This is a genomic window from Streptomyces sp. NPDC015346 (assembly GCF_043078785.1).
In the GTDB taxonomy this organism is placed as follows: domain Bacteria; phylum Actinomycetota; class Actinomycetes; order Streptomycetales; family Streptomycetaceae; genus Streptomyces.
Genome location: NZ_JBIBTW010000010.1, coordinates 179293 through 198204, shown reverse-complemented (window position 1 = coordinate 198204; position 18912 = coordinate 179293). Strand labels below are relative to the sequence as shown.

20 protein-coding genes are annotated in these 18912 nt (G+C 73.5%); 5 read left to right on the top strand and 15 right to left on the bottom strand.

Going from position 1 to position 18912, the window contains the following annotated elements; genetic code table 11:
* Positions 1-177: 177 nt before the first annotated feature.
* Positions 178-780 (top strand): SCO3374 family protein, encoded by a 603-nt coding sequence (locus ACF06X_RS30950; RefSeq protein WP_392290602.1) that lies wholly within the window; start codon positions 178-180, stop codon positions 778-780.
* Here the strand turns inward: ACF06X_RS30950 and ACF06X_RS30945 are convergent.
* The 10 genes from ACF06X_RS30945 to ACF06X_RS30900 form a co-directional block, all read right to left on the bottom strand.
* Positions 759-1094: an Lsr2 family protein gene (locus ACF06X_RS30945; protein WP_392290601.1), complete on the bottom strand. Its 336-nt coding sequence runs from the start codon at positions 1092-1094 to the stop codon at positions 759-761. The genes ACF06X_RS30950 and ACF06X_RS30945 overlap by 22 nt on opposite strands.
* Before the next feature lie 144 nt (positions 1095-1238).
* Positions 1239-1775 carry an amino-acid N-acetyltransferase gene (locus ACF06X_RS30940; protein WP_392290600.1) on the bottom strand — a complete coding sequence of 179 codons (537 nt, stop codon included), beginning with the start codon at positions 1773-1775 and terminating at the stop codon, positions 1239-1241.
* 9 nt (positions 1776-1784) lie between these two features.
* Positions 1785-2210, bottom strand: a complete 426-nt coding sequence (locus ACF06X_RS30935; RefSeq protein WP_392290599.1) for a BlaI/MecI/CopY family transcriptional regulator — start codon at positions 2208-2210, stop codon at positions 1785-1787.
* 124 nt (positions 2211-2334) lie between these two features.
* Positions 2335-2511, bottom strand: coding sequence for a hypothetical protein (locus ACF06X_RS30930; RefSeq protein ID WP_392290598.1), 177 nt, complete (start codon positions 2509-2511; stop codon positions 2335-2337).
* 14 nt (positions 2512-2525) lie between these two features.
* Positions 2526-3140 (bottom strand): hypothetical protein, encoded by a 615-nt coding sequence (locus ACF06X_RS30925; protein WP_392290637.1) that lies wholly within the window; start codon positions 3138-3140, stop codon positions 2526-2528.
* 202 nt (positions 3141-3342) lie between these two features.
* On the bottom strand, positions 3343-4149 hold the full coding sequence (locus tag ACF06X_RS30920; RefSeq protein ID WP_391932929.1) for a type III pantothenate kinase: 807 nt from the start codon (positions 4147-4149) through the stop codon (positions 3343-3345).
* Positions 4149-5195 (bottom strand): carboxylating nicotinate-nucleotide diphosphorylase, encoded by a 1047-nt coding sequence (gene nadC, locus ACF06X_RS30915; protein WP_392290597.1) that lies wholly within the window; start codon positions 5193-5195, stop codon positions 4149-4151. The genes ACF06X_RS30920 and nadC overlap by 1 nt, the downstream gene beginning before the upstream one ends.
* A 2-nt stretch (positions 5196-5197) precedes the next feature.
* Positions 5198-7015, bottom strand: coding sequence for an L-aspartate oxidase (locus ACF06X_RS30910; protein WP_392290596.1), 1818 nt, complete (start codon positions 7013-7015; stop codon positions 5198-5200).
* Positions 7012-8181, bottom strand: a complete 1170-nt coding sequence (gene panC, locus ACF06X_RS30905) for a pantoate--beta-alanine ligase (RefSeq protein WP_392290595.1) — start codon at positions 8179-8181, stop codon at positions 7012-7014. Before panC ends, ACF06X_RS30910 begins: the two co-directional genes overlap by 4 nt.
* Positions 8178-9089 carry a Rossmann-like and DUF2520 domain-containing protein gene (locus ACF06X_RS30900; RefSeq protein WP_392290594.1) on the bottom strand — a complete coding sequence of 304 codons (912 nt, stop codon included), beginning with the start codon at positions 9087-9089 and terminating at the stop codon, positions 8178-8180. Before ACF06X_RS30900 ends, panC begins: the two co-directional genes overlap by 4 nt.
* A 124-nt stretch (positions 9090-9213) precedes the next feature.
* Between ACF06X_RS30900 and ACF06X_RS30895 the strand changes: the two genes are divergently transcribed.
* A complete protein-coding gene (locus ACF06X_RS30895; protein WP_392290593.1) occupies positions 9214-10353 on the top strand; it encodes a threonine aldolase family protein in 1140 nt (379 codons plus the stop codon).
* 119 nt (positions 10354-10472) lie between these two features.
* Complete coding sequence (locus ACF06X_RS30890) at positions 10473-11561, top strand: DUF5937 family protein (RefSeq protein WP_392290592.1); 1089 nt, start codon at positions 10473-10475, stop codon at positions 11559-11561.
* A gap of 37 nt (positions 11562-11598) precedes the next feature.
* On the opposite strand, the gene ACF06X_RS30885 is transcribed toward ACF06X_RS30890, so the two are convergent.
* On the bottom strand, positions 11599-12279 hold the full coding sequence (locus tag ACF06X_RS30885; RefSeq protein ID WP_392290591.1) for a response regulator: 681 nt from the start codon (positions 12277-12279) through the stop codon (positions 11599-11601).
* 17 nt (positions 12280-12296) lie between these two features.
* Positions 12297-13499 carry a sensor histidine kinase gene (locus ACF06X_RS30880; RefSeq protein ID WP_392290590.1) on the bottom strand — a complete coding sequence of 401 codons (1203 nt, stop codon included), beginning with the start codon at positions 13497-13499 and terminating at the stop codon, positions 12297-12299.
* A gap of 96 nt (positions 13500-13595) precedes the next feature.
* Between ACF06X_RS30880 and ACF06X_RS30875 the strand changes: the two genes are divergently transcribed.
* Entirely contained in the window at positions 13596-14618 is a 1023-nt protein-coding gene (locus ACF06X_RS30875; protein ID WP_392290589.1) for an SAM-dependent methyltransferase, read from the top strand.
* A 191-nt stretch (positions 14619-14809) separates the two neighbouring features.
* Positions 14810-15952 (top strand): NADH-quinone oxidoreductase subunit D, encoded by a 1143-nt coding sequence (locus ACF06X_RS30870; protein ID WP_392290588.1) that lies wholly within the window; start codon positions 14810-14812, stop codon positions 15950-15952.
* A 68-nt stretch (positions 15953-16020) separates the two neighbouring features.
* On the opposite strand, the gene ACF06X_RS30865 is transcribed toward ACF06X_RS30870, so the two are convergent.
* The 3 genes from ACF06X_RS30865 to ACF06X_RS30855 form a co-directional block, all read right to left on the bottom strand.
* On the bottom strand, positions 16021-17040 hold the full coding sequence (locus tag ACF06X_RS30865; RefSeq protein WP_392290587.1) for a hypothetical protein: 1020 nt from the start codon (positions 17038-17040) through the stop codon (positions 16021-16023).
* A 119-nt stretch (positions 17041-17159) separates the two neighbouring features.
* Entirely contained in the window at positions 17160-18146 is a 987-nt protein-coding gene (locus ACF06X_RS30860) for an ABC transporter substrate-binding protein (protein WP_392290586.1), read from the bottom strand.
* A gap of 25 nt (positions 18147-18171) precedes the next feature.
* The gene (locus ACF06X_RS30855) at positions 18172-18912 is read right to left on the bottom strand and encodes an ABC transporter permease (protein ID WP_392290585.1); all 741 of its coding nucleotides are present in this window, start codon (positions 18910-18912) and stop codon (positions 18172-18174) included.

Genomic DNA, 18912 nt, shown 5'->3' with positions numbered 1-18912 from the left:
GCACTGACACTCCATGCGGCACACCCCGGTTCCCTCCGCTACGGGCGAACACCCTTGCGCTCTCGAATGCACGCGTACGCCCCCACAGACGCGCATCCCGGACACGCTCCGCACCGGCTCGGGGACGGTCGGTCACCGAGTGCGTAACCGACGGGGCTCCCCGGGAGTTCCCCGGGCATGGCCTTCACCGTCCCGCTCCCCCGCTCGCCGCTCGACGACGGCCTGGCGCGGTGGTACGAGCGCGCACTCGGCTGGGCGGCCGTGGACGGCCCGCCGGTCCAGCTCGTCACCGGGCTGCGCTTCGACGTACTGGAGCTGCCGGCGGCGGCCGGCCGGGCGGTGCTGCGCCGTCGGGGCGCCGCCACCGGGCCGGTGGCCCTCATGGGGCGGAGGATGGGGCTGCTCGTGGCGGCCGGGAGCGCCGAGGAGCTGCCGGGGCTGCTCGACTGGCTGGAGTGGGGCGGGATCTCACTGGATCTCGCCGCGCTGGGCGCGGGCGGCCGGATGACCGCCCCCATTCCCCCAGGACGGAGCGGTTCCGGCACGCCGGGCACCGCGGTGTGGCTGCGCGCCCCCGAGCCGGGCCGCGACGTGGAATCCTCGCTGCCGGCCCTGCGGGCGGCGGGGCGGGGCGATGCGGGCGCCCCCTGTCTCGTACGGCTCGTGGCCGCCGCCGCCGCGGAGTGCCACCGGGTGCGGCTGCTGAGCGCTCGTCCCTGTGGGCGTCCCCACGGGGCGGTGTCCCAGCAGCTGACGCCTCAGCGGTTCGCGTCCTCGTAGGCCGCCTTGATCTCCGCGGGGACCCGGCCGCGGTCGTTCACGTTGTAACCGTTCTCCTTCGCCCACGCGCGGATCTTCGCGGTGTCCGGGCTGCCACCGGTGGCGACCCGGCCCTTGCCACGCGTACCGGCGGTGCGGCCACCGGTGCGCCGGCCACTCTTCGTGTACGGCTCGAGCAGGGCACGGAGCTTGTCCGCGTTGGCGGTGGTGAGGTCGATCTCGTAGGTCTTGCCGTCCAGCGCGAACGTCACGGTCTCGTCCGCCTCGACACCGTCGAGGTCATCGACAAGAAGGACCTGAACCTTCTGTGCCACCGGATTTCCTTTCATCGAAAATGCAGTACGCGGAAAGGAAACCGCTTTTCCCGGAAAAACACAAACCCCTGGCAGAGGTTCAGAAGCCCGGGAACGCGGGAAACGTACGCGATTCGGACATAGGGTTCCGCGCGCTCGTTACGATCACAGGTGCAGAAGCATCCGGCTGTTGCCCAAGGTGTTCGGCTTCACTCGTTCGAGACCGAGGAACTCGGCGACACCCTCGTCATAGGAACGCAGGAGCTCGCTGTACACATCTCCGTCGACCGGAGTCTCGCCGATCTCGACGAAGCCGTGCTTCGCGAAGAAGTCGACTTCGAAGGTCAGGCAGAATACCCGGCGCACACCGAGCCATCGGGCGGTGTCCAGCAACTTGTCGAGCACCTGATGCCCGACGCCCGCGCCCTTGAACTCCGGATCGACGGCGAGAGTACGCACTTCGGCGAGGTCTTCCCACATCACGTGGAGTGCGCCGCAGCCGACGACCACCGCGTCCTCGTCGCGTTCCGCGACCCAGAACTCCTGGATGTCCTCGTAAAGCGTCACCGGCGCTTTGTCGAGCAGGATGCCGCGGCGGACGTACGGATCGATGAGGCGGCGGACGGCGGCGACATCACTGGTGCGGGCCCGGCGTACGGTGACGGCTTTCGAGAGGGGCGCGGATGCGGAGGACGACGGCATGGGGGGACGTTATCGCCCCGGGCCCTCGCCCCGCTGATCGGCGCCCTCGGCCGGGGCGGGGGGCGCGTCGGGGGTGTTGTGGCCGACGATGCGGATGGCGTCGTTGAGGGCCTCGCGCTGCTCGGACGACATCATGCCGAAGAAGGCGACGAGGGCGGCGGCCGGGTTGTCGCTCTGCGACCAGGCCTCGTTCATCAGCGCGGCGGAGTAGGCGGCGCGGGTGGAGACCGCGGTATATCGATAGGCGCGGCCGTCGACTTCCCTGCGCACCCAGCCCTTCTGATGGAGATTGTCCATTACGGTCATGACGGTGGTGTAGGCGATGGACCGTTCCTGCTGGAGATCCTCCAGGACTTCCCGGACGGTCACCGGCCGGTTCCATTGCCAGACGCGTGTCATGACGGCGTCTTCGAGCTCTCCCAATTGACGGGGCACATGGCCACCATAGTGCGCGAGAACGGAAGTGGCCGGTTATTGACGGAGGAAACACACAAAAAGGACGTACGCCGTGAAAGCGGGCGTACGTCCTCGGTGGTACGGGCGTCGGGAGCGGCGCGGGCTACGCGGCGTCGCCGCCCGGCCGGCGGGTGGCCTCCGTGTGGGCGAGGGCGGCGTCCACCGCCGCGTCCTCCTTGGCCTTGTTGGGACCGCCCTGACTCTTGACGATCGTGACGACGAGAGCGATGAAGAACGCGGCCATCACGACGGGGGGCAGGAGCGCGGATACGTAGTCCATGGCGTCCAGAGTAGCTATCCGGCGACGCGTTCTTCGGGCGGGGGCGGGGGTACGGGGCGTCGGCGCGGCGGGAAGACCTCGGAGGGCTTGGGCACCGGGCGCTCACCGGGGGCGGGCGGCTTGGGGGCGGACGGTTTCTTCGGCTCGTCGGCGGCGCGGCCACCGGGCAGGGCGAGCAACCGGGCCCGGGGGCGCGGAGGCGTCGGCGTGGGCGACGAGGGCGCCGGCGCGGGCGAGCCGGGGACGGTCGCCTGGAGGACACGGGCGAGGCGGGCGCGCACGGAGCGCTCGGCGAGCATCTGGCAGCGCTCCAGGAGGCGGGCGGCCCGGGGGTTGGCGCGCAGTGCGCGCAGGGCGGCGAGGTCGTCGGCCTCGGGGTCGTAACCGGCGGCGAGGGCCTGCTGGAGGAGCTCCAGGTAGCCCGGGAACGAGCCGGGCAGGGCGGCGCGGTACCGGGCCAGGTCGGCGAGGAGGAAGGCGCGCAGCCGGCCGGCCTCGCGGACGGCTTCGTCCACGGATTCGGCGAGGCGCAGGCAGTCCTGAACGTCCTCGTCCTGAAGGGGGGCGGGGTGGAGGGCGGTGGCGAGAGCACGTCGGAGCACACGCAGCTCGTCCGCGCTGAACGCCATGCCGCCGCGGGATCCGTATGGCGTGGGCATGGGGTGACGATACGCGCTAATCGGACAAATTTCGTTTACCGATCATCCCGGCGCGTTGCCCCGCGCCGGGCGGCGAAGGCGGGGCGGGGCGGCGGCAGGGGCAGGGGCAGGGGCAGGGCGGCAGGGTGGCGGGGCGGCACCGCGGCAGGGGGCGGGGCCGGGGCCCCGCCGGCTACATCCGCGACACGTTGCGTTCGTACACCAGCCGCAGCCCGATCAGGGTGAGCCAGGGCTCGTGCTCGTCGATCTCCTTGGCGTCGCTGAGGACCATCGGCGCGAGGCCGCCGGTCGCGATCACCGTCACGTCGGACGGGTCGCCCTGCGGGCCGACGAGCTCGCGCTTCATCCGCGCCACGACGCCGTCCACCTGGCCCGCGTACCCGTAGACGATGCCCGACTGCATCGCCTCGACCGTGTTCTTGCCGATCACACTGCGCGGGCGGGCCAGCTCGATCTTGCGGAGCATCGCGCCCTTGACGCCCAGCGCCTCGACCGAGATCTCGATGCCCGGCGCGATGGCACCGCCCGCGTACTCGCCGCGCGCGGTGATCGCGTCGTACGTCGTCGCCGTGCCGAAGTCGACCACGATCGCCGGGCCGCCGTAGAGCTCGACCGCCGCGACCGCGTTGATGATGCGGTCGGCGCCGACCTCCTTGGGGTTGTCCGTGAGGATCGGGACGCCCGTCTTGACGCCCGGCTCGACCAGGACGGCGGGCACGTCGCCGTAGTAGCGCCTGGTCACCTCGCGCAGCTCGTGCAGGACCGAGGGGACGGTCGCGCAGATCGCGATGCCCTCGATGCCGTCGCTCAGCTCGACACCGAGCAGCGGGTGCATGCCCATCAGGCCCTGGAGCAGGACCGCCATCTCGTCGGCCGTGCGCCGCGGGTCCGTGGAGATGCGCCAGTGCTCGACGATCTCGTCGCCGTCGAAGAGGCCGAGGACGGTGTGCGTGTTGCCGACGTCGATGGTGAGCAGCATCAGACGGCCGCCTCGGGGGCGTCGCGGAGGTCGAGGCCGATGTCCAGGATCGGGGACGAGTGCGTGAGCCCGCCGACCGCGAGGTAGTCCACGCCGGTCGCCGCGTAGGCCGCCGCGTTCTCCAGCGTGAGACGCCCGGACGACTCCAGGACGGCGCGGCCCGCGACCAGGGCGACGGCCTCCTCGGTCTCCGTGGGGGTGAAGTTGTCGAGCAGGATCAGGTCGGCGCCGGCGTCCAGGACCTCGCGGACCTGGGACAGGGTGTCGACCTCGACCTCGATCGGCACGTCGGGGAAGAGCTCGCGCACGGCCTTGAAGGCCTGCGCCACGCCACCGGCCGCGACCACGTGGTTGTCCTTGACCAGGGCGGCGTCCGAGAGCGACATGCGGTGGTTGACGCCGCCGCCGCAGCGCACGGCGTACTTCTCCAGGGCGCGCAGGCCCGGAGTGGTCTTGCGGGTGTCGCGGACGCGGGCCTTGGTGCCCTCCAGGGCGTCCGCCCACGCGCGCGTGGCCGTGGCGATGCCGGAGAGGCGGCACAGGATGTTGAGCGCGCTGCGCTCGCCGGTGAGCAGGTCGCGGGTGCGGGTGGTGACCGAGAGCAGCTTCTGGCCGGCCTCGACGCGCTCGCCGTCCTCGACGTGCCGCTCGACCTCGAAGGTCTCGGTGCAGACGATGGACAGGACCGCCTCGGCGACCCGCAGGCCGGCCACGACGCCCGCCTCGCGCGCGGTGAAGTCGGCGGTCGCGATCGCGTCCTCGGGGACGGTCGCCACGGTCGTCACGTCCACGCCGCCGTCGAGGTCCTCCTCGATGGCCAGGTGGGCGATGTCCTCCACCTGGACGGGGTCGAGCCCGGCGTCGGCGAGCAGCTGGGCGAGCGCGGGGTCGAGGCCGCACTCGTACACCTCGTCGCCCTCGGCGCAGCCGCAGCCGTCACCGCAGCCGCCGGCGTTCTCGGCGGCCGTACCGGGGGCGCTGATCTGGATCAGGGGTACGTCCACGGGCTGCGGGCGTTCTTCTTCGGGCGTGCTCGGCGTGCTCACGGTTACGGCTCCCTGGGGGCGTCGGCGGCGGTGGGGGGAAAGTTCTGGCTGTCGGTGAACCGGACGTCGAGGGTCCGCTCCGGGGTGAGGCGTACGACGAGGTGGCGGCGCCAGGCCGTGTCGTCGCGCTCGGGGCGGTCCTCGCGCCAGTGGCAGCCGCGGGTCTCCTCGCGGCGGGAGGCGGCGGCGACCAGGAAGCGCGCGACGGCGAGCAGGTTGGTGGTCTCCCAGGCCTCCGTGCCGGGCTCGGCGGACTTCTGGTCGGCGGTGCCCTCGGCGACGGCCCCGATGTGCAGGGCGTCGAGCGCCGCGCTCGCCTCGCGGAGGCTGGCCTCGGACCGGAGCACTCCGGCGCCGGTGGTCATGACCCGCTGGATACGGGCGCGGGCGGCCGGGTCGAGGAGGGGGACGACCACGGGGGCCGGGTGGGGGACCGGGACCGGGTGGGAGACGCGGGTCGCGGGGCCGCCCGCAGCGGAGGCCGCCTGCGAGGCCGGGGCCGCGTCCGAGGCCGCGTCCGAGGCGTCGACCTCGTGCGCGGCGTGCGTCGGGTGGGAGGCGTGAGCCGGGTGCGAGGCGTGGGCCGCGATGTCGTCGGCGATGCGCTCGGCGAAGACCAGGCCCTCCAGGAGGGAGTTCGAGGCGAGCCGGTTGGCGCCGTGGACGCCCGTACAGGCCACCTCGCCGCAGGCGTAGAGGCCCGGGACGGTGGTCCGGCCCCACAGGTCGGTGCGGACGCCGCCGGAGGCGTAGTGGGCCGCTGGGGCGACCGGGATCGGCTCGGTGACCGGGTCGATGCCGTGGGCCCGGCAGGCGGCCAGGATCGTGGGGAACCGGTGCTCCCACATCTCGGCGCCGAAGTGCCGGGCGTCGAGGTACACGTGCTCGGTGCCCTGCTCGCGCATCCGGCGCATGATCCCCTTGGCGACGATGTCGCGGGGGGCGAGCTCGGCCAGCTCGTGCTGCCCGAGCATGAAGCGGACACCGTCGGCGTCGACGAGGTGGGCGCCCTCTCCCCGTACCGCTTCCGAGACCAGCGGCTGCTGGCCCTCGGAGTCGGCGCCGAGGAAGAGCACGGTGGGGTGGAACTGGACGAATTCGAGGTCGGAGACCTCGGCCCCGGCGCGCAACGCGAGCGCGACGCCGTCTCCGGTGGAGACGGCCGGGTTGGTGGTGGCGGAGAAGACCTGGCCCATGCCGCCGGTGGCGAGGACCACGGCGGGGGCGTGGACGGCGCCGACGCCGTCGTGCTGGCCCTCCCCCATGACGTGCAGGGTGACGCCGGCGGTGTGGCCCTCGGCGTCCGTCAGCAGGTCGAGGACGAGCGCGTGCTCGATGGTGGCGACCGCCCGCTCCCGTATCGCCTCGACGAGCGCGCGGGAGATCTCGGCGCCGGTGGCGTCGCCGCCGGCGTGGGCGATCCGGCGGCGGTGGTGGCCGCCCTCGCGGGTCAGGGCGATCTCGCCCGCGTCCGTCTTGTCGAAGTCGGCGCCGGTGGCGATCAGCCGGCGTACGGCGTCGGGGCCCTCGGTCACCAGGAGGCGGACGGCCTCCTCGTCGCACAGGCCGGCGCCGGCCACGAGCGTGTCGTCCAGGTGCTGCTCGGGAGTGTCGCCCTCGCCGAGCGCGGCGGCGATGCCGCCCTGGGCCCAGCGGGTGGAACCGTCGTCCAGGCGTGCCTTGGTGACGACGACCGTGCGCAGTCCCGCGGCCGTGCAGCGCAGGGCCGCGGTCAGGCCGGCGACGCCGGAGCCGACCACGACGACGTCGGCGTCGATGGCCCAGCCCGGCGCGGGCGCGTGCAGCCGTATTCCGGTCACTTGGTGGCTCCGAAGGTCAGCGGGATGTTGTCGATCAGCCGGGTGGTGCCCACGCGCGCGGCGACGGCGAGGATCGCCTCACCGTCGTGGTCGTCGGCGACCTCGGTGAAGTCGGCCGGGTCGACCAGGGCCAGGTAGTCGAGGGCGAGCGGCGGATCGGCCTTCGCGGCCTCGTCGAGGACGGCGCGGGCCGCGGCCCGTACGGCGTCGGCGCCGCCGCCCTCGGTCGCCTGGGCGACGGCGTGCGCGTCGGCCGCGGCCCGCGCCTCACCGAGCCGGGAAAGCGCCTCGGCCCGGGACTCCGAGCCGGGCAGCGAGGCGGCACGCGCGCGCAGCGCCTGCTGGGCGGCGAGCCGGTCGGCCGCGGCGAACAGCGCGCGGGAGAGGGCCAGGGCGGTGCGGCGCTCGCGGCCGGAGAGGTACCGGTTACGGCTGGACAGGGCCAGGCCGTCGGGCTCGCGGACGGTGGGGACGCCGACGATCTCGACCGGGAAGTTCAGGTCGCGGGCCATCCGGCGGATCAGGGCGAGCTGCTGCGCGTCCTTCTGGCCGAAGAGGGCCAGGTCGGGGCGGGTGAGGTGGAGCAGCTTGGCGACGACGGTGAGCATGCCGTCGAAGTGGCCCGGCCGGGAGGCGCCTTCCAGGCGCTCGCCCATGGGTCCGGCGGTGATCCGGACCTGCGGCTCTCCGCCGGGGTAGACCTCGTCGGCGGAGGGGGCGAAGACGGTGTCGGCGCCGGCCGCCGCGGCGGTCTCCAAATCGGCGTCGAGGGTGCGGGGGTAGCGGTCGAGGTCCTCGCCGGCGCCGAACTGCAGCGGGTTGACGAAGACGGTGACGACGACGAGGCCGTGGGGACCGACGTGCTCACGGGCCGTACGGACCAGCGTGGCGTGCCCCTCGTGGAGGGCGCCCATGGTCATGACGACGGCGGTGCGGGGCGCGCGGGCGGGCGCGGGGCGGTCCTCGGGCGAGGGGCTGCTCCCGGCCGTGGGGCGGCTCCCTGTCGTGGGATTGCTCCCGGCCGTGGGGGTGCTTCCCGCAGCCGCGTGGCGGGCCGCCAGGGCGTGGAGTTCGTCCGCCGTACGGACCAGGGTGAACGCCCGGGACGCCGCGGGGGCCGAGGACGACACGGACGGCGCCGACGAGACCGGCGACGTGGAGCTCATCGGGATTCCCCCTCGGCGAGCACGCCCAGCAGATCCTGGGCCAGCTCGGGCTTGAGCAGGCCGTGTGCGAGCGCACGGTCGGCGGTCGTGCGGGCCATCGCCAGATAGCCGGCGACGGTGCCGGGCGCGTGCTTGCGCAGCTCGGCGACGTGCGCGGCGACCGTACCGGCGTCACCGCGCGCGACGGGGCCCGTGAGGGCCGCGTCGCCGGAGCGCAGGGCGTTGTCCAGGGCGGCGCCCAGGAGTGGGCCGAGCATCCGGTCGGGGGCGGCGACCCCGGCCGTGCGCAGCAGGTCCATGGACTGGGCGACCAGGGTGACCAGATGGTTCGCGCCGAGGGCGAGGGCCGCGTGGTACAGCGGGCGGTTCTCCTCCTCGATCCACTCCGGTTCGCCGCCCATCTCGATGACCAGGGCCTCCGCGGCGAGGCGCAGCTCCACGGGCGCGGTGACCCCGAAGGAGCAGCCGGCCAGGCGCTGGACGTCGACGGAGGTCCCGGTGAACGTCATGGCGGGGTGCAGGGCGAGCGGCAGGGCACCCGCGCGGCGGGCGGGGTCCAGGACGTTCACGCCGTACCGCCCGGAGGTGTGCACGAGCAGCTGGCCCGGGCGTACGGCGCCCGTCTCGGCGAGCCCCTCGACCAGGCCGGGCAGGGTGTCGTCTGGGACGGTGAGGAGCACGAGGTCGGCCGCGGCGACGACCTGGCCCGGCGGCACGATCGGCACGTCGGGGAGCAGGGTCGCCGCCCGGCGCACGGAGGCGTCGGAGACCGCGGAGACGGCGATGGGGCGGTGTCCCGCGAGCTGCAGTGCGGCGGCGAGGGCGGGGCCCACCCGGCCCGCTCCGACGACTCCGACGGTGAGTCGCGCGGGTCGGTCTTCCGCTCGGGGTTCTGCTGATGCGTTCACGCGGCAACGGCCTTCCGTTCCAGTCCGCGGGGGGTACCGGACGATTTCTGGTCATGCTACGCCAGCGTTTCGCGCGTCTCCGTGGCTGTCCACAGGGTGTGGGCGCCGGTGTGATGATCGGGCCATGGACGACGAGGCGGCCCGGCGGCACCGGGCGAGGGTGTGGGGCGGGGCGGAGCGGAAGCTGTGGCACGCCCCGATCGACGGGACGGTCGGGCGGCGCCTGCGGGAGCTGGCCGCCTGGGCCGAGCGGGTGGGGGACGACGGAGGCCCCCTCGACGCGTACGGCGACGGTCTGGTGGAGGAGGTGGAGCGGCGGGTCGCGGACGTGCTCGGCCTGCCGGCCGCGGTGTTCTTCCCGACCGGGACGATGGCCCAGCAGGTGGCGCTGCGCTGCTGGTCCGGGCGGACCGGCAGCCCGGTGGTGGCGCTGCATCCGCTGGCCCACGCGGAGGTCCACGAGGGCGGCGCGCTGGCGGCGGTGAGCGGGCTGCGGACGGTCTGTCCGACGGACGAGCCGCGGCTGCCGACGGCCGAGGAGGTGCGGGACCACCCGGAGCCGTTCGGGACGCTGATGCTGGAGCTGCCGCTGCGGGACGCGGGGTTCGTGCTGCCGTCCTGGGAGGCGCTCGTGGAGGTGGTGGAGGCGGCGCGCGAACGTGACGCGGTGGTGCACGTCGACGGCGCGCGGTTGTGGGAGTGCGCCCCTCACTTCGGCCGCGACCTGCGGGAGATCGCGGCGCTCGCGGACAGCGTGTACGTGTCCTTCTACAAGTCCCTGGGCGGGCTCTCCGGGGCGGCGCTGGCCGGTCCGGCGGACGTGATGGAGGAGGCGCGGGTGTGGCGGCACCGGTACGGAGGGCTGGTCTTCCAGCAGTACCCGGCGGCTCTGTCGGCGCTCCGGGGCCTGACGTGCGAACTGCCCCGGCTGCCCTCGTACGTGACGCACGCGCGCGTGGTGGCGGACGGGCTCCGGGCGGGCTTCGCGGAGGCGGGGGTGCCGTGGTTCCGCGTGCACCCCGAGGTGCCCCACACGCACCAGTTCCAGGTCTGGCTCCCGTACGCCCCGGACGTCCTGACGGCGGCGTCGCTGGCCCTGACGGAGGAGACGGGCACGGTCCTCTTCCGCCGCTGGTCCGGCCCGGGCGCGGCCGGGCCGCCCGGGGTGGCGGTGACGGAGGTGACGGTGACCGAACCGGGGCTCTCCTGGACGGCGGACGACGTCCGGGACGCGGTGGGGGCCTTCCTGGCCCGGCTGGGCTGACGCCCGGGCGGGCGCCGGGGCGTGCGGGCGTGCGGGCAGACGGGCGTGCGGGCGGGTCGATTGACGGGGCGCGTCAACCGACGCGACACCACCCCCGGCCCGACCCGCACCATAGGGGCGTGAGCGTGACCATCGACATCACCGGACTGCCGCACGAGCGGATCGCCTTCTGCCCCTCGCCACTGGCCGAGCTCGGCGCAGCCCTCCACGCGCTCTCCGAGCCCGCCCACCACCCCGGCCTCCACGCCTGGGTCACGACGACTGCGGCCGCCCTCGAACCGGAGCTCGCCGACCGGCTCCACGAGGCCGACTTCATGTGGCGGTCCACCCGCTCCGACATCCTGCTGCCCGCCCGGCCCCGCGAGAGCCTCGCCGAGGAGCTGGACGACCTCGACCGGATGGACGACGAGCGGTACGTGAGCTCGGCCCTGGAGATCTCCTGCGCCGGGCACTACACCCACGGCGCGCCGTCCCCGCTCATCGACGCCCGGATGCGGCGGCGCGCCCTCGACCTGGCCGCCGCCCGCGGCCCCCGCCAGGCCGCCTTCGTTGAGCGGATGCTCGCCGATCCGGTCTCCACGCGCGCGTGGATCCGCCGGCTCCTGGAGGACTGCCACGAGGCCTTCTTCTCCGACACCTGGCAACGGGTCCGCATCCAGCTCGCCGCCGACGCCCGCCACAAGACGGAGCTGCTGCGCCGCAAGGGTCTGGCCGAGGCCGTCGTCGCCGCCTCGCCCGCGATGAGCCTGGAGGAGGACGAGCAGGGGTCCCGGATCGTCGTCGACAAGCTGGTCCAGGGCCACACCACCGCCAAGGGATCCGGACTGACGTTCGTGCCGACCACCTTCGGCCGACCGCATCTGATCGCCCTGTTCGCGCCCGGCTGGCAGCCGGTGGTCCAGTACCCCGTCCCGGGCCGCGAGCTCGCCGGCACCGCCCCCGTGGAGACCGTCAAGCTCCGCCTGGAGGCCGTCGCCCACCCGATGCGGATGCGGATGTGCCGTAACCTCGCCCGCGGCTCCTACACGACGAGCGAGCTGGCCGACGCGTACGGCATCACGGCGCCCGAGGTCTCCCGGCACCTCGCCGTCCTCCGGAAGGCGGGGCTGCTCACCACCCGGCGCCGCGGCCGGTACGTCCTGCACCAGGTCGACGTCGCGGTCGTGGCCCGCCTCGGCAGCGACTTCCTGGAGAGCCTGCTCCGCTAGACACGTCCAGGCCGTTCCCGCGACCGCCGCACCGGTCTCAGAACGCGCCGCCGCCCGCCCGCACCAGGCCCGTCTCGTACGCCAGCACCACCACCTGCACCCGGTCGCGCAGCTCCAGCTTGGTCAGGATGCGGCCGACGTGCGTCTTCACCGTGGCCTCGGACAGCACCAGCCGCGCCGCGATCTCGCCGTTCGACAGGCCCTGCGCGACCAGGAGCATCACCTCGCGCTCCCGGTCGGTGAGCCGGTCGATCCCGCTGTCGGCGGCCCGCGGGTCCTTCCCCGACGACGGCAGCATCGGCGAGAAGCGGTCGAGCAGCCGGCGCGTGGTCGACGGCGCCACGACCGCGTCCCCGCTGTGCACGGAACGGATCGCGCCGAGCAGCTCGCCCGGCGGCACGTCCTTCAGCATGAAGCCGCTCGCGCCCGCCTTCAGCCCCGAGAAGGCGTACTCGTCGAGGTCGAAGGTCGTCAGGATCAGCACCTTCGGGGCGTCGGGCTGCGAACAGATCCGCCGGGTCGCCTCGACCCCGTCGAGCTTGGGCATCCGTACGTCCATCAGCACCACGTCCACGGCCGTGGACCGCAGCACCTCCAGCGCCTCCACACCGTCGCCCGCCTCCGCCACGACCTCCATGTCCGGCTGGGCGGCGAGCACCATGCGGAAGCCGGTGCGCAGCAGCACCTGATCGTCGACGAGCATCACGCGGATGGACATGTGGTTCCTTCGGATCGTCAGTGGGCGGGCTTCAGGGGGAGCAGGGCGCTGATGCGGAAGCCGCCCCCGGGACGCGGCCCCGCGTCCAGGGTGCCGCCGACCATGCCGACCCGCTCCCGCATGCCGATCAGGCCGTGGCCCCGGCCGTCGGCGCCCCCGTCCTCGTACATCTCCTGGGTCGCGCCCCGGCCGTCGTCCTCGACGAGCAGACCGAGGCCGTCGTCGAAGTAGACCAGGCGGACACTGGCGCCGACCTCGGGGCCGCCGTGCTTGCGGGAGTTGGTGAGGGCTTCCTGGACGATCCGGTACGCGGTGAGCTCGACGCCGCTCGGCAGCGGCCTCGGCGTCCCCTCGATCCGGAAGTCGACGGTCAGGCCGGCGTTCCTGACCTGCTCGACGAGGTCCTCGATCTGCTGGACGTCGGGCTGCGGGACGTACTCCCCCGCCTCCTCGTGCTCGCCGGTGCGCAGGATGCCGAGCAGCCGGCGCATCTCGGCGAGCGCCTGGCGGCCGGTGGACGAGATGGTCTCCAGTGCCTGCTTGGCCGTCTCCGGCGAGGAGTCCAGGACGTAGGCGGCGCCGTCGGCCTGGACCACCATCACGGAGACGTTGTGGGCGACGACGTCGTGCAGTTCGCGGGCGATCCGGGCCCGCTCGGCGGCGACGGCGACCTTGGCCTGCGCCTCCCGTTCCTGCTCCAGGCGGGTGGCGCGCTCCTCCAGCTGGGCGAAGTAGGCGCGGCGGGTCCGCACGGAGTCGCCGAGCACCCAGGCCAGGGCGAACGGCACGGTCATGATCACCGTGAAGAAGACGTGCGCGAGGGCGGAGCCCGGCGCGTCGGAGGGCCAGCGCAGCATCGAGAGGGGGGCGGCGCTCAGGCCGCCGACGAGCGCGAGGCGGGAGGCCCAGCGCGGCCCGTCGTGCGCGGCGACGGTGTAGATGATCACCAGGATCGCGAAGTCCGCGAAGAACGGCATCAGCCCGAAGGCGAGCTGGGCCAGGCCGAGGGCGACCGCGAGCAGCAGCATCCGCTGGGGCGCGCGGCGGCGCAGCGCGACGACGAGGGAGAACAGCGCGGCGACCACGCCGTACGCGACGGGGTCGGCGACCGGCGGGTAGTTCGTACCCACCCAGAGCAGCGAGAGCCCGAAGAGGACGACGGCCCAGAAGGTGTCGACGCCCGTCGGGTGTCCGCGGAGGAAGTCGTAGAGGCGCTGCACGTCACCAAGCGTAAGGAAGCCGGATAGGTGCAGGGGTCAACCGTGCGGCCGATCCTTCGCGGGAGGCCCGTACTCCGCAAGGTGGAGACTGGGGCCGTGACGGATGAGACGTGTCAGTGGCGGGAACGCGGCGGGTGGCGGCGGTGGCGCGAGGCCGCCGAGCGGGCGCTGTACGGACCGGGCGGCTTCTATCTGAGCCCCGAGGGCCCGGCCGGGCACTTCCGTACCTCGGTGCACGCCTCCGCCCTGTTCGCGGCCGCCGTCGCACGGCTGTTGACGGAGGTGGCGGACGATCTCGGCACGGACGAGATCGCGCTGGTCGATGTGGGTGCGGGGCGCGGCGAGCTGTTGACGGGGGTCCTGGCAGCCGTGCCCGACGGGCTTCGCGTACGGCCCTACGGCGTGGAGCGCGCGGCCCGGCCGGCAGGGCTCGATCCGCGTGTGGTGTGGACGGACCGGGTGCCGCGCGGGGCGCGCGGGCTGCTCTTCGCGAACGAGTGGCTGGACAACGTGCCGGTGGACGTCGCGCAGGTGGACGAGGCAGGGGCCGTCCGGTACGTCGAGGTCCGGGCGGTGGGAGGGTCGGAGGCGGGGTCGGCGGCGGGCGCGGGCGCGGCGGAGGAGCGGCTCGGCGAGGTGGTCACGGGCCCGGACGCGGAGTGGCTGGAGCGGTGGTGGCCGCTGCGGGAGCCCGGCGAGCGGGCGGAGATCGGCCGGGCTCGCGACGAGGCCTGGGCGGACGCGGTGGCGGCGCTGGAGGCCGGCCTCGCGGTGGCGGTGGACTACGGGCATGTACGGGCGTCCAGGCCGCCCTTCGGCACGCTGACCGGCTTCCGGGCGGGGCGCGAGGTGGAACCGGTGCCGGACGGGTCGTGCGACCTGACCGCGCACGTGGCGATGGACGCGGTCGCCTCGCTGGGAGGCCCCGGGGGCGAGCTGGTCACCCAGCGGGAGGCGCTGAGGCGGCTCGGGGTGAGCGGGGAGCGGCCGCCGCTGTCACTGGCGTCGAGCGACCCGGCCGCCTATGTGCGGGCCCTCGCCTCGGCCGGAGAGGCGGCGGAACTGACGGCCCGGAGCGGGCTCGGCGACTTCCTGTGGCTGACCCGCCGGATCCGCTAGGCGCCGCTGCCCGGCGGCCAAGCGAGACGGGCCCGGCGGGCAGGGGAGGCGGGTCCGGCGGGCGCGGGAGGCAAGTCCGGGGGCCACGCCACGCAGGTCCGGCGGGCACGGGAGGCATGTCCAGTGGGCAGGGGAGGCGGGTCCGGCGGGCGGCGGACGGTCGGGGCGGTGGGCGAGGGATACTGTGCCCCATGACGGAGACGACGGTCGGAATCGGCGGGGCGGCGGAGAGCACCGACATGGTGCTGAACATCGGGCCGCAGCATCCCTCGACCCATGGCGTGCTCCGCCTCCGCCTGGTCCTGGACGGCGAGGTGATCCAGCACGCCGAGCCGGTCATCGGGTACATGCACCGCGGCGCCGAGAAGCTCTTCGAGGCGCGCGACTACCGGCAGATCATCATGCTCGCCAACCGCCACGACTGGCTGTCGGCCTTCTCCAACGAGCTCGGTGTCGTCATGGCCGTCGAGCGGATGCTCGGCATGGAGGTCCCCGAGCGCGCCGTCTGGACCCGGACGCTGCTCGCCGAGCTCAACCGGGTGCTGAACCACCTCATGTTCCTCGGGTCGTACCCGCTCGAACTGGGCGGTATCACCCCGGTCTTCCACGCCTTCCGGGAACGCGAGGAGCTCCAGGCCGTGATGGAGGAGGTCTCCGGCGGCCGGATGCACTACATGTTCAACCGGGTCGGCGGCCTCAAGGAGGATCTGCCGGCGGGGTGGCTGGGCCGGGCTCGGGAGGCCGTCGCCGATGTGGGGTCGCGGATGGACGTGTACGACAAGCTCGTCCTCGGCAACGAGATCTTCCGGGGCCGTACGCGGGGCGTCGGCGTCCTGAGCCCGCGGGCGGCGCACGCGTACGGGGTGAGCGGGCCCATCGCCCGGGCCTCGGGCGTCGACTTCGACCTGCGCCGTGACGAGCCGTACCTGGCCTACGGGGAGCTGCGGGACACGCTGAAGGTCGTCACCCGCGAGGAGGGCGACTGCCTCGCCCGCTTCGAGTGCCTGCTGGAGCAGACGCACAACTCGCTGGAGCTGGCGGACGCCTGCCTCGACCGGCTCGCGGAGCTGCCGCCGGGGCCGATCAACCAGCGGCTGCCGAAGGTGCTCAAGGCCCCCGAGGGGCACACCTACGCCTGGACCGAGAACCCGCTCGGCATCAACGGCTACTACCTGGTGTCCAAGGGCGAGAAGACGCCGTACCGCCTCAAGCTCCGCTCGGCGTCGTTCAACAACATCCAGGCCCTGACCGAGCTGCTGCCCGGCACGCTCGTCGCCGACATGGTGGCGATCCTGGGCTCGCTCTTCTTCGTCGTCGGCGACATCGACAAGTAGGTCGACCAGGAATACGACAAGGGGCGGGACGGGAGCCCACCGCTCCCCGCCCCGCCCCTCAAGTCCTGTCAGGAGCCGACCGCGCCGCGCAGCTCGGCCACGTCGAGCTGCTCCGTCTCGTCGTGCGCGGTCAGGTCGATGACCTGGCCGATCGCCCGCTGCTCAAGGCCGCGGCCGGTGCGTACCGTCGCCAGGACCTCCTCGCCCACCACGTCCGCGAGGTCCGCGTCCTGCACCGCCTCGATCGCGGCCGCCGCCTTCTGCGTACCGAAGAAGTCGAAGCCCCCCTCGGGGCGGGGCGCGGGACGGCGGGCGGCGTACGGGACGATCGCGGACGCGGCCGGGACGGCCCTGATCGCGGGTACGGCGGACGCCTTGGTGCCATGGACGGGTACCGCGGCGGTCGACGGCCGAGCGTGCTGCTCCGTACCGGCGGCCGCCGCGTGCTTCCCCTGCGGCTCCTCCGTCTCCCGGGCGCGCTCGGCGAGATCGCGGCTGCGGGCGGCCTCGGCCGTGCGGCGCGCCTCCTGGGCCGCGGCGTTGCGCGCGAGGTCGCGCAGGGCGTCGGCGGCCCGGCGGTAGGCGTCGGGGGTGGGCGACGATCCGGCGGCGGACAGCGCCTTCGCCGGTGAGGTCGCCTCCAGGGCGAGCTGCCGGCGGCCCTCCAGGGCGCTGGCCCGCTCGGTCTCGGCGGTGGCGTACCGGCGCAGCAGTTCGGCGTGCTCGCCGCGCAGTCCGGCGAGTTCGACCCGCTTGGCGCGCAGCTTGGCGTCGAGCTTGGCCCGCAGCTCGCGGGACTCTTCGAGGTCGGCCTCGAGCTCGGCTATCCGCTCCTCGGTCTTCCACTGGTCCGCGGTCCGCGCGCGGGTCAGTTCGGCGACCTGCCGCCCGGCGCTCCGGTCCCAGCCGCGCATGATGACGCCACCGGTGACGGCGGCCGCCGCGGCCGCGGCCACGAGCAGCCGCAGCGCCACGGGATCGGCGAGCAGCCAGGCGCTCGCGGCGCAGACGACCGAAGCTCCGGCGATCGCGGTGGGCGGCAGAAGCTTGTGCAGGGGAGGGGAATGGCGGTGGCGTCCACGTGGCATGGCCTGAAATTTACCGTGCGTAGGCGCCCTATGGGGTGTCGGCCCGGCAATCTCTTGGCCACTTCTTGTCAGCGGGGCCGAGGCCCCGCCGGACCGGGCCGACTCCCCTTAGCCGGAGGCTACTTCTTGACCAGCCCCTTCGACTCCAGATAGGCCTTCGCGACGTCCGCCGGCTTCGCCCGCTCGGCGTCCACCTTGCGGTTCAGTTCGGCGAGATCGGCCGTCGTCAGCACCTTTGTGATCTTGTCGAGAGCGGCGGCTATCTCCGGCGATCCGGCGTCCTTCGCATTGACGACGGGCAGCACATTGTCGGCGTTCTGCAGCTTCTTGTCGTCGGTGAGGAAGACGAGTCCGAAGCTGTCGACGGTCGCGTCCGTCGTGGTGGTCAGCACCAGTTGGTCCACGCCGTCCTTGACCGCCTGCTTGGACTGCGGCGTCCCGACGCCCTTGGGGTCGATCCCCGTCACGTCGATCCCGTACGTCTTCTTCAGGCCCGGGGCGCAGAACGGCCGTATCTCGCATTCGTCACCGGCCGCGATCCTCACCTTCAGCTTGGCGCGGCCGAGATCGGAAAGCGTCTTCAGCTTGTTCTTCTCGGCGAATTCCCTCGACACCGCGAAGGCGTTCTGGTCGACGGCCTCGCCGACAGCCAGCACCTTCAGTCCGCGCGGCTCGGCGAGCTTCTTCAGCGCCTCCACCGTGGCGGCGGCGTCACCGGAGGCGACCGGCTTCTCCTCGGGCGCCTTGGGGCCGTTCACCTTGGCATTGAGGAATTCCGCGATCGTCGCGGCGTATTCCGGTACGACGTCGATCTCGCCCTTCTCCAGCGAGGGTTCGTACAACTCACGGTTCTTCACCGTGGTGACGGTCGCGGAGTATCCGGCGTCGTTCAGCACCCCCGCGTAGAGCTCCGCGAGCACCTTGGACTCCGTGAACGCCGCCGCGCCCACGACCAGCGAGCCCTTCCCCGAGCCCGAGCCCGGCGCGCCGCCCGCCTTGCCCTCCTCCAGGCTGTCGCCGCCGCACGCGGCGAGGGAGACGGTCAGCGCCGCCATGCCCACTACCGCACCCGCGATACGCGAGGTCCTGCTCACGAGATCACCCATCCCAGTCGTTCCGTCGGTCGGTCGTTCAGCCGGTCGTTCCGTCGGTCGTTCCGTCGGTCGTTCCGGCGGTCGTTCCGGCGGTCGTTCCGGCGGTCGTTCCGTCGTCTCCCGCGCGCCGGCCGAGCAGCCGGTCGGCGCCCACCAGCACGGCCTCCACCAGCAGGGCGAGCAGCGCGACGAGCAGCGCACCCGCGACCACCTGCGGAGTGTTGTACGTGTTGAACCCGGCGGTGATGATCCGGCCGAGGCCGCCCTGCCCGACCATCGCGGCGATCGTCGCCGTGGCGACCACCTGGACGGCGGCCGAGCGCAGTCCGGTCATCACCAGCGGGCGGGCGAGCGGCAGCTCGACCCGCCGGAAGACCTGTCCGCCCGACATGCCCATCCCGCGCGCGGCCTCCACCACCGCCCGGTCCACCTCGCGCATCCCCACGTACGCGTTGGTGAGCAGCGGCGGCACCGCGAAGAGCACCAGCGCGATGACCGTCGGGGCATAGCCGGCGTTGCGCAGCGGCGACACCATGAAGAGGGCTAGGACCGCGAAGACGGGCACCGCCCGCCCGGCGTTGGAGACGTTGACGGCGGTCGCGCCGCCCTTGCCGAGATGTCCGAGCCACAGCCCGAGCGGCAGCGCGACGGCGCAGGCGAGCAGCAGCGCGGCCCCGCTCACGTACGTGTGCTCGGCGAGCCGGTGCCAGATCCCGCCGTCACCGGACCAGTTGGCGCCGGTGGTGAGCCAGCTCCAGGCGTCCGCCACGATCCCCAT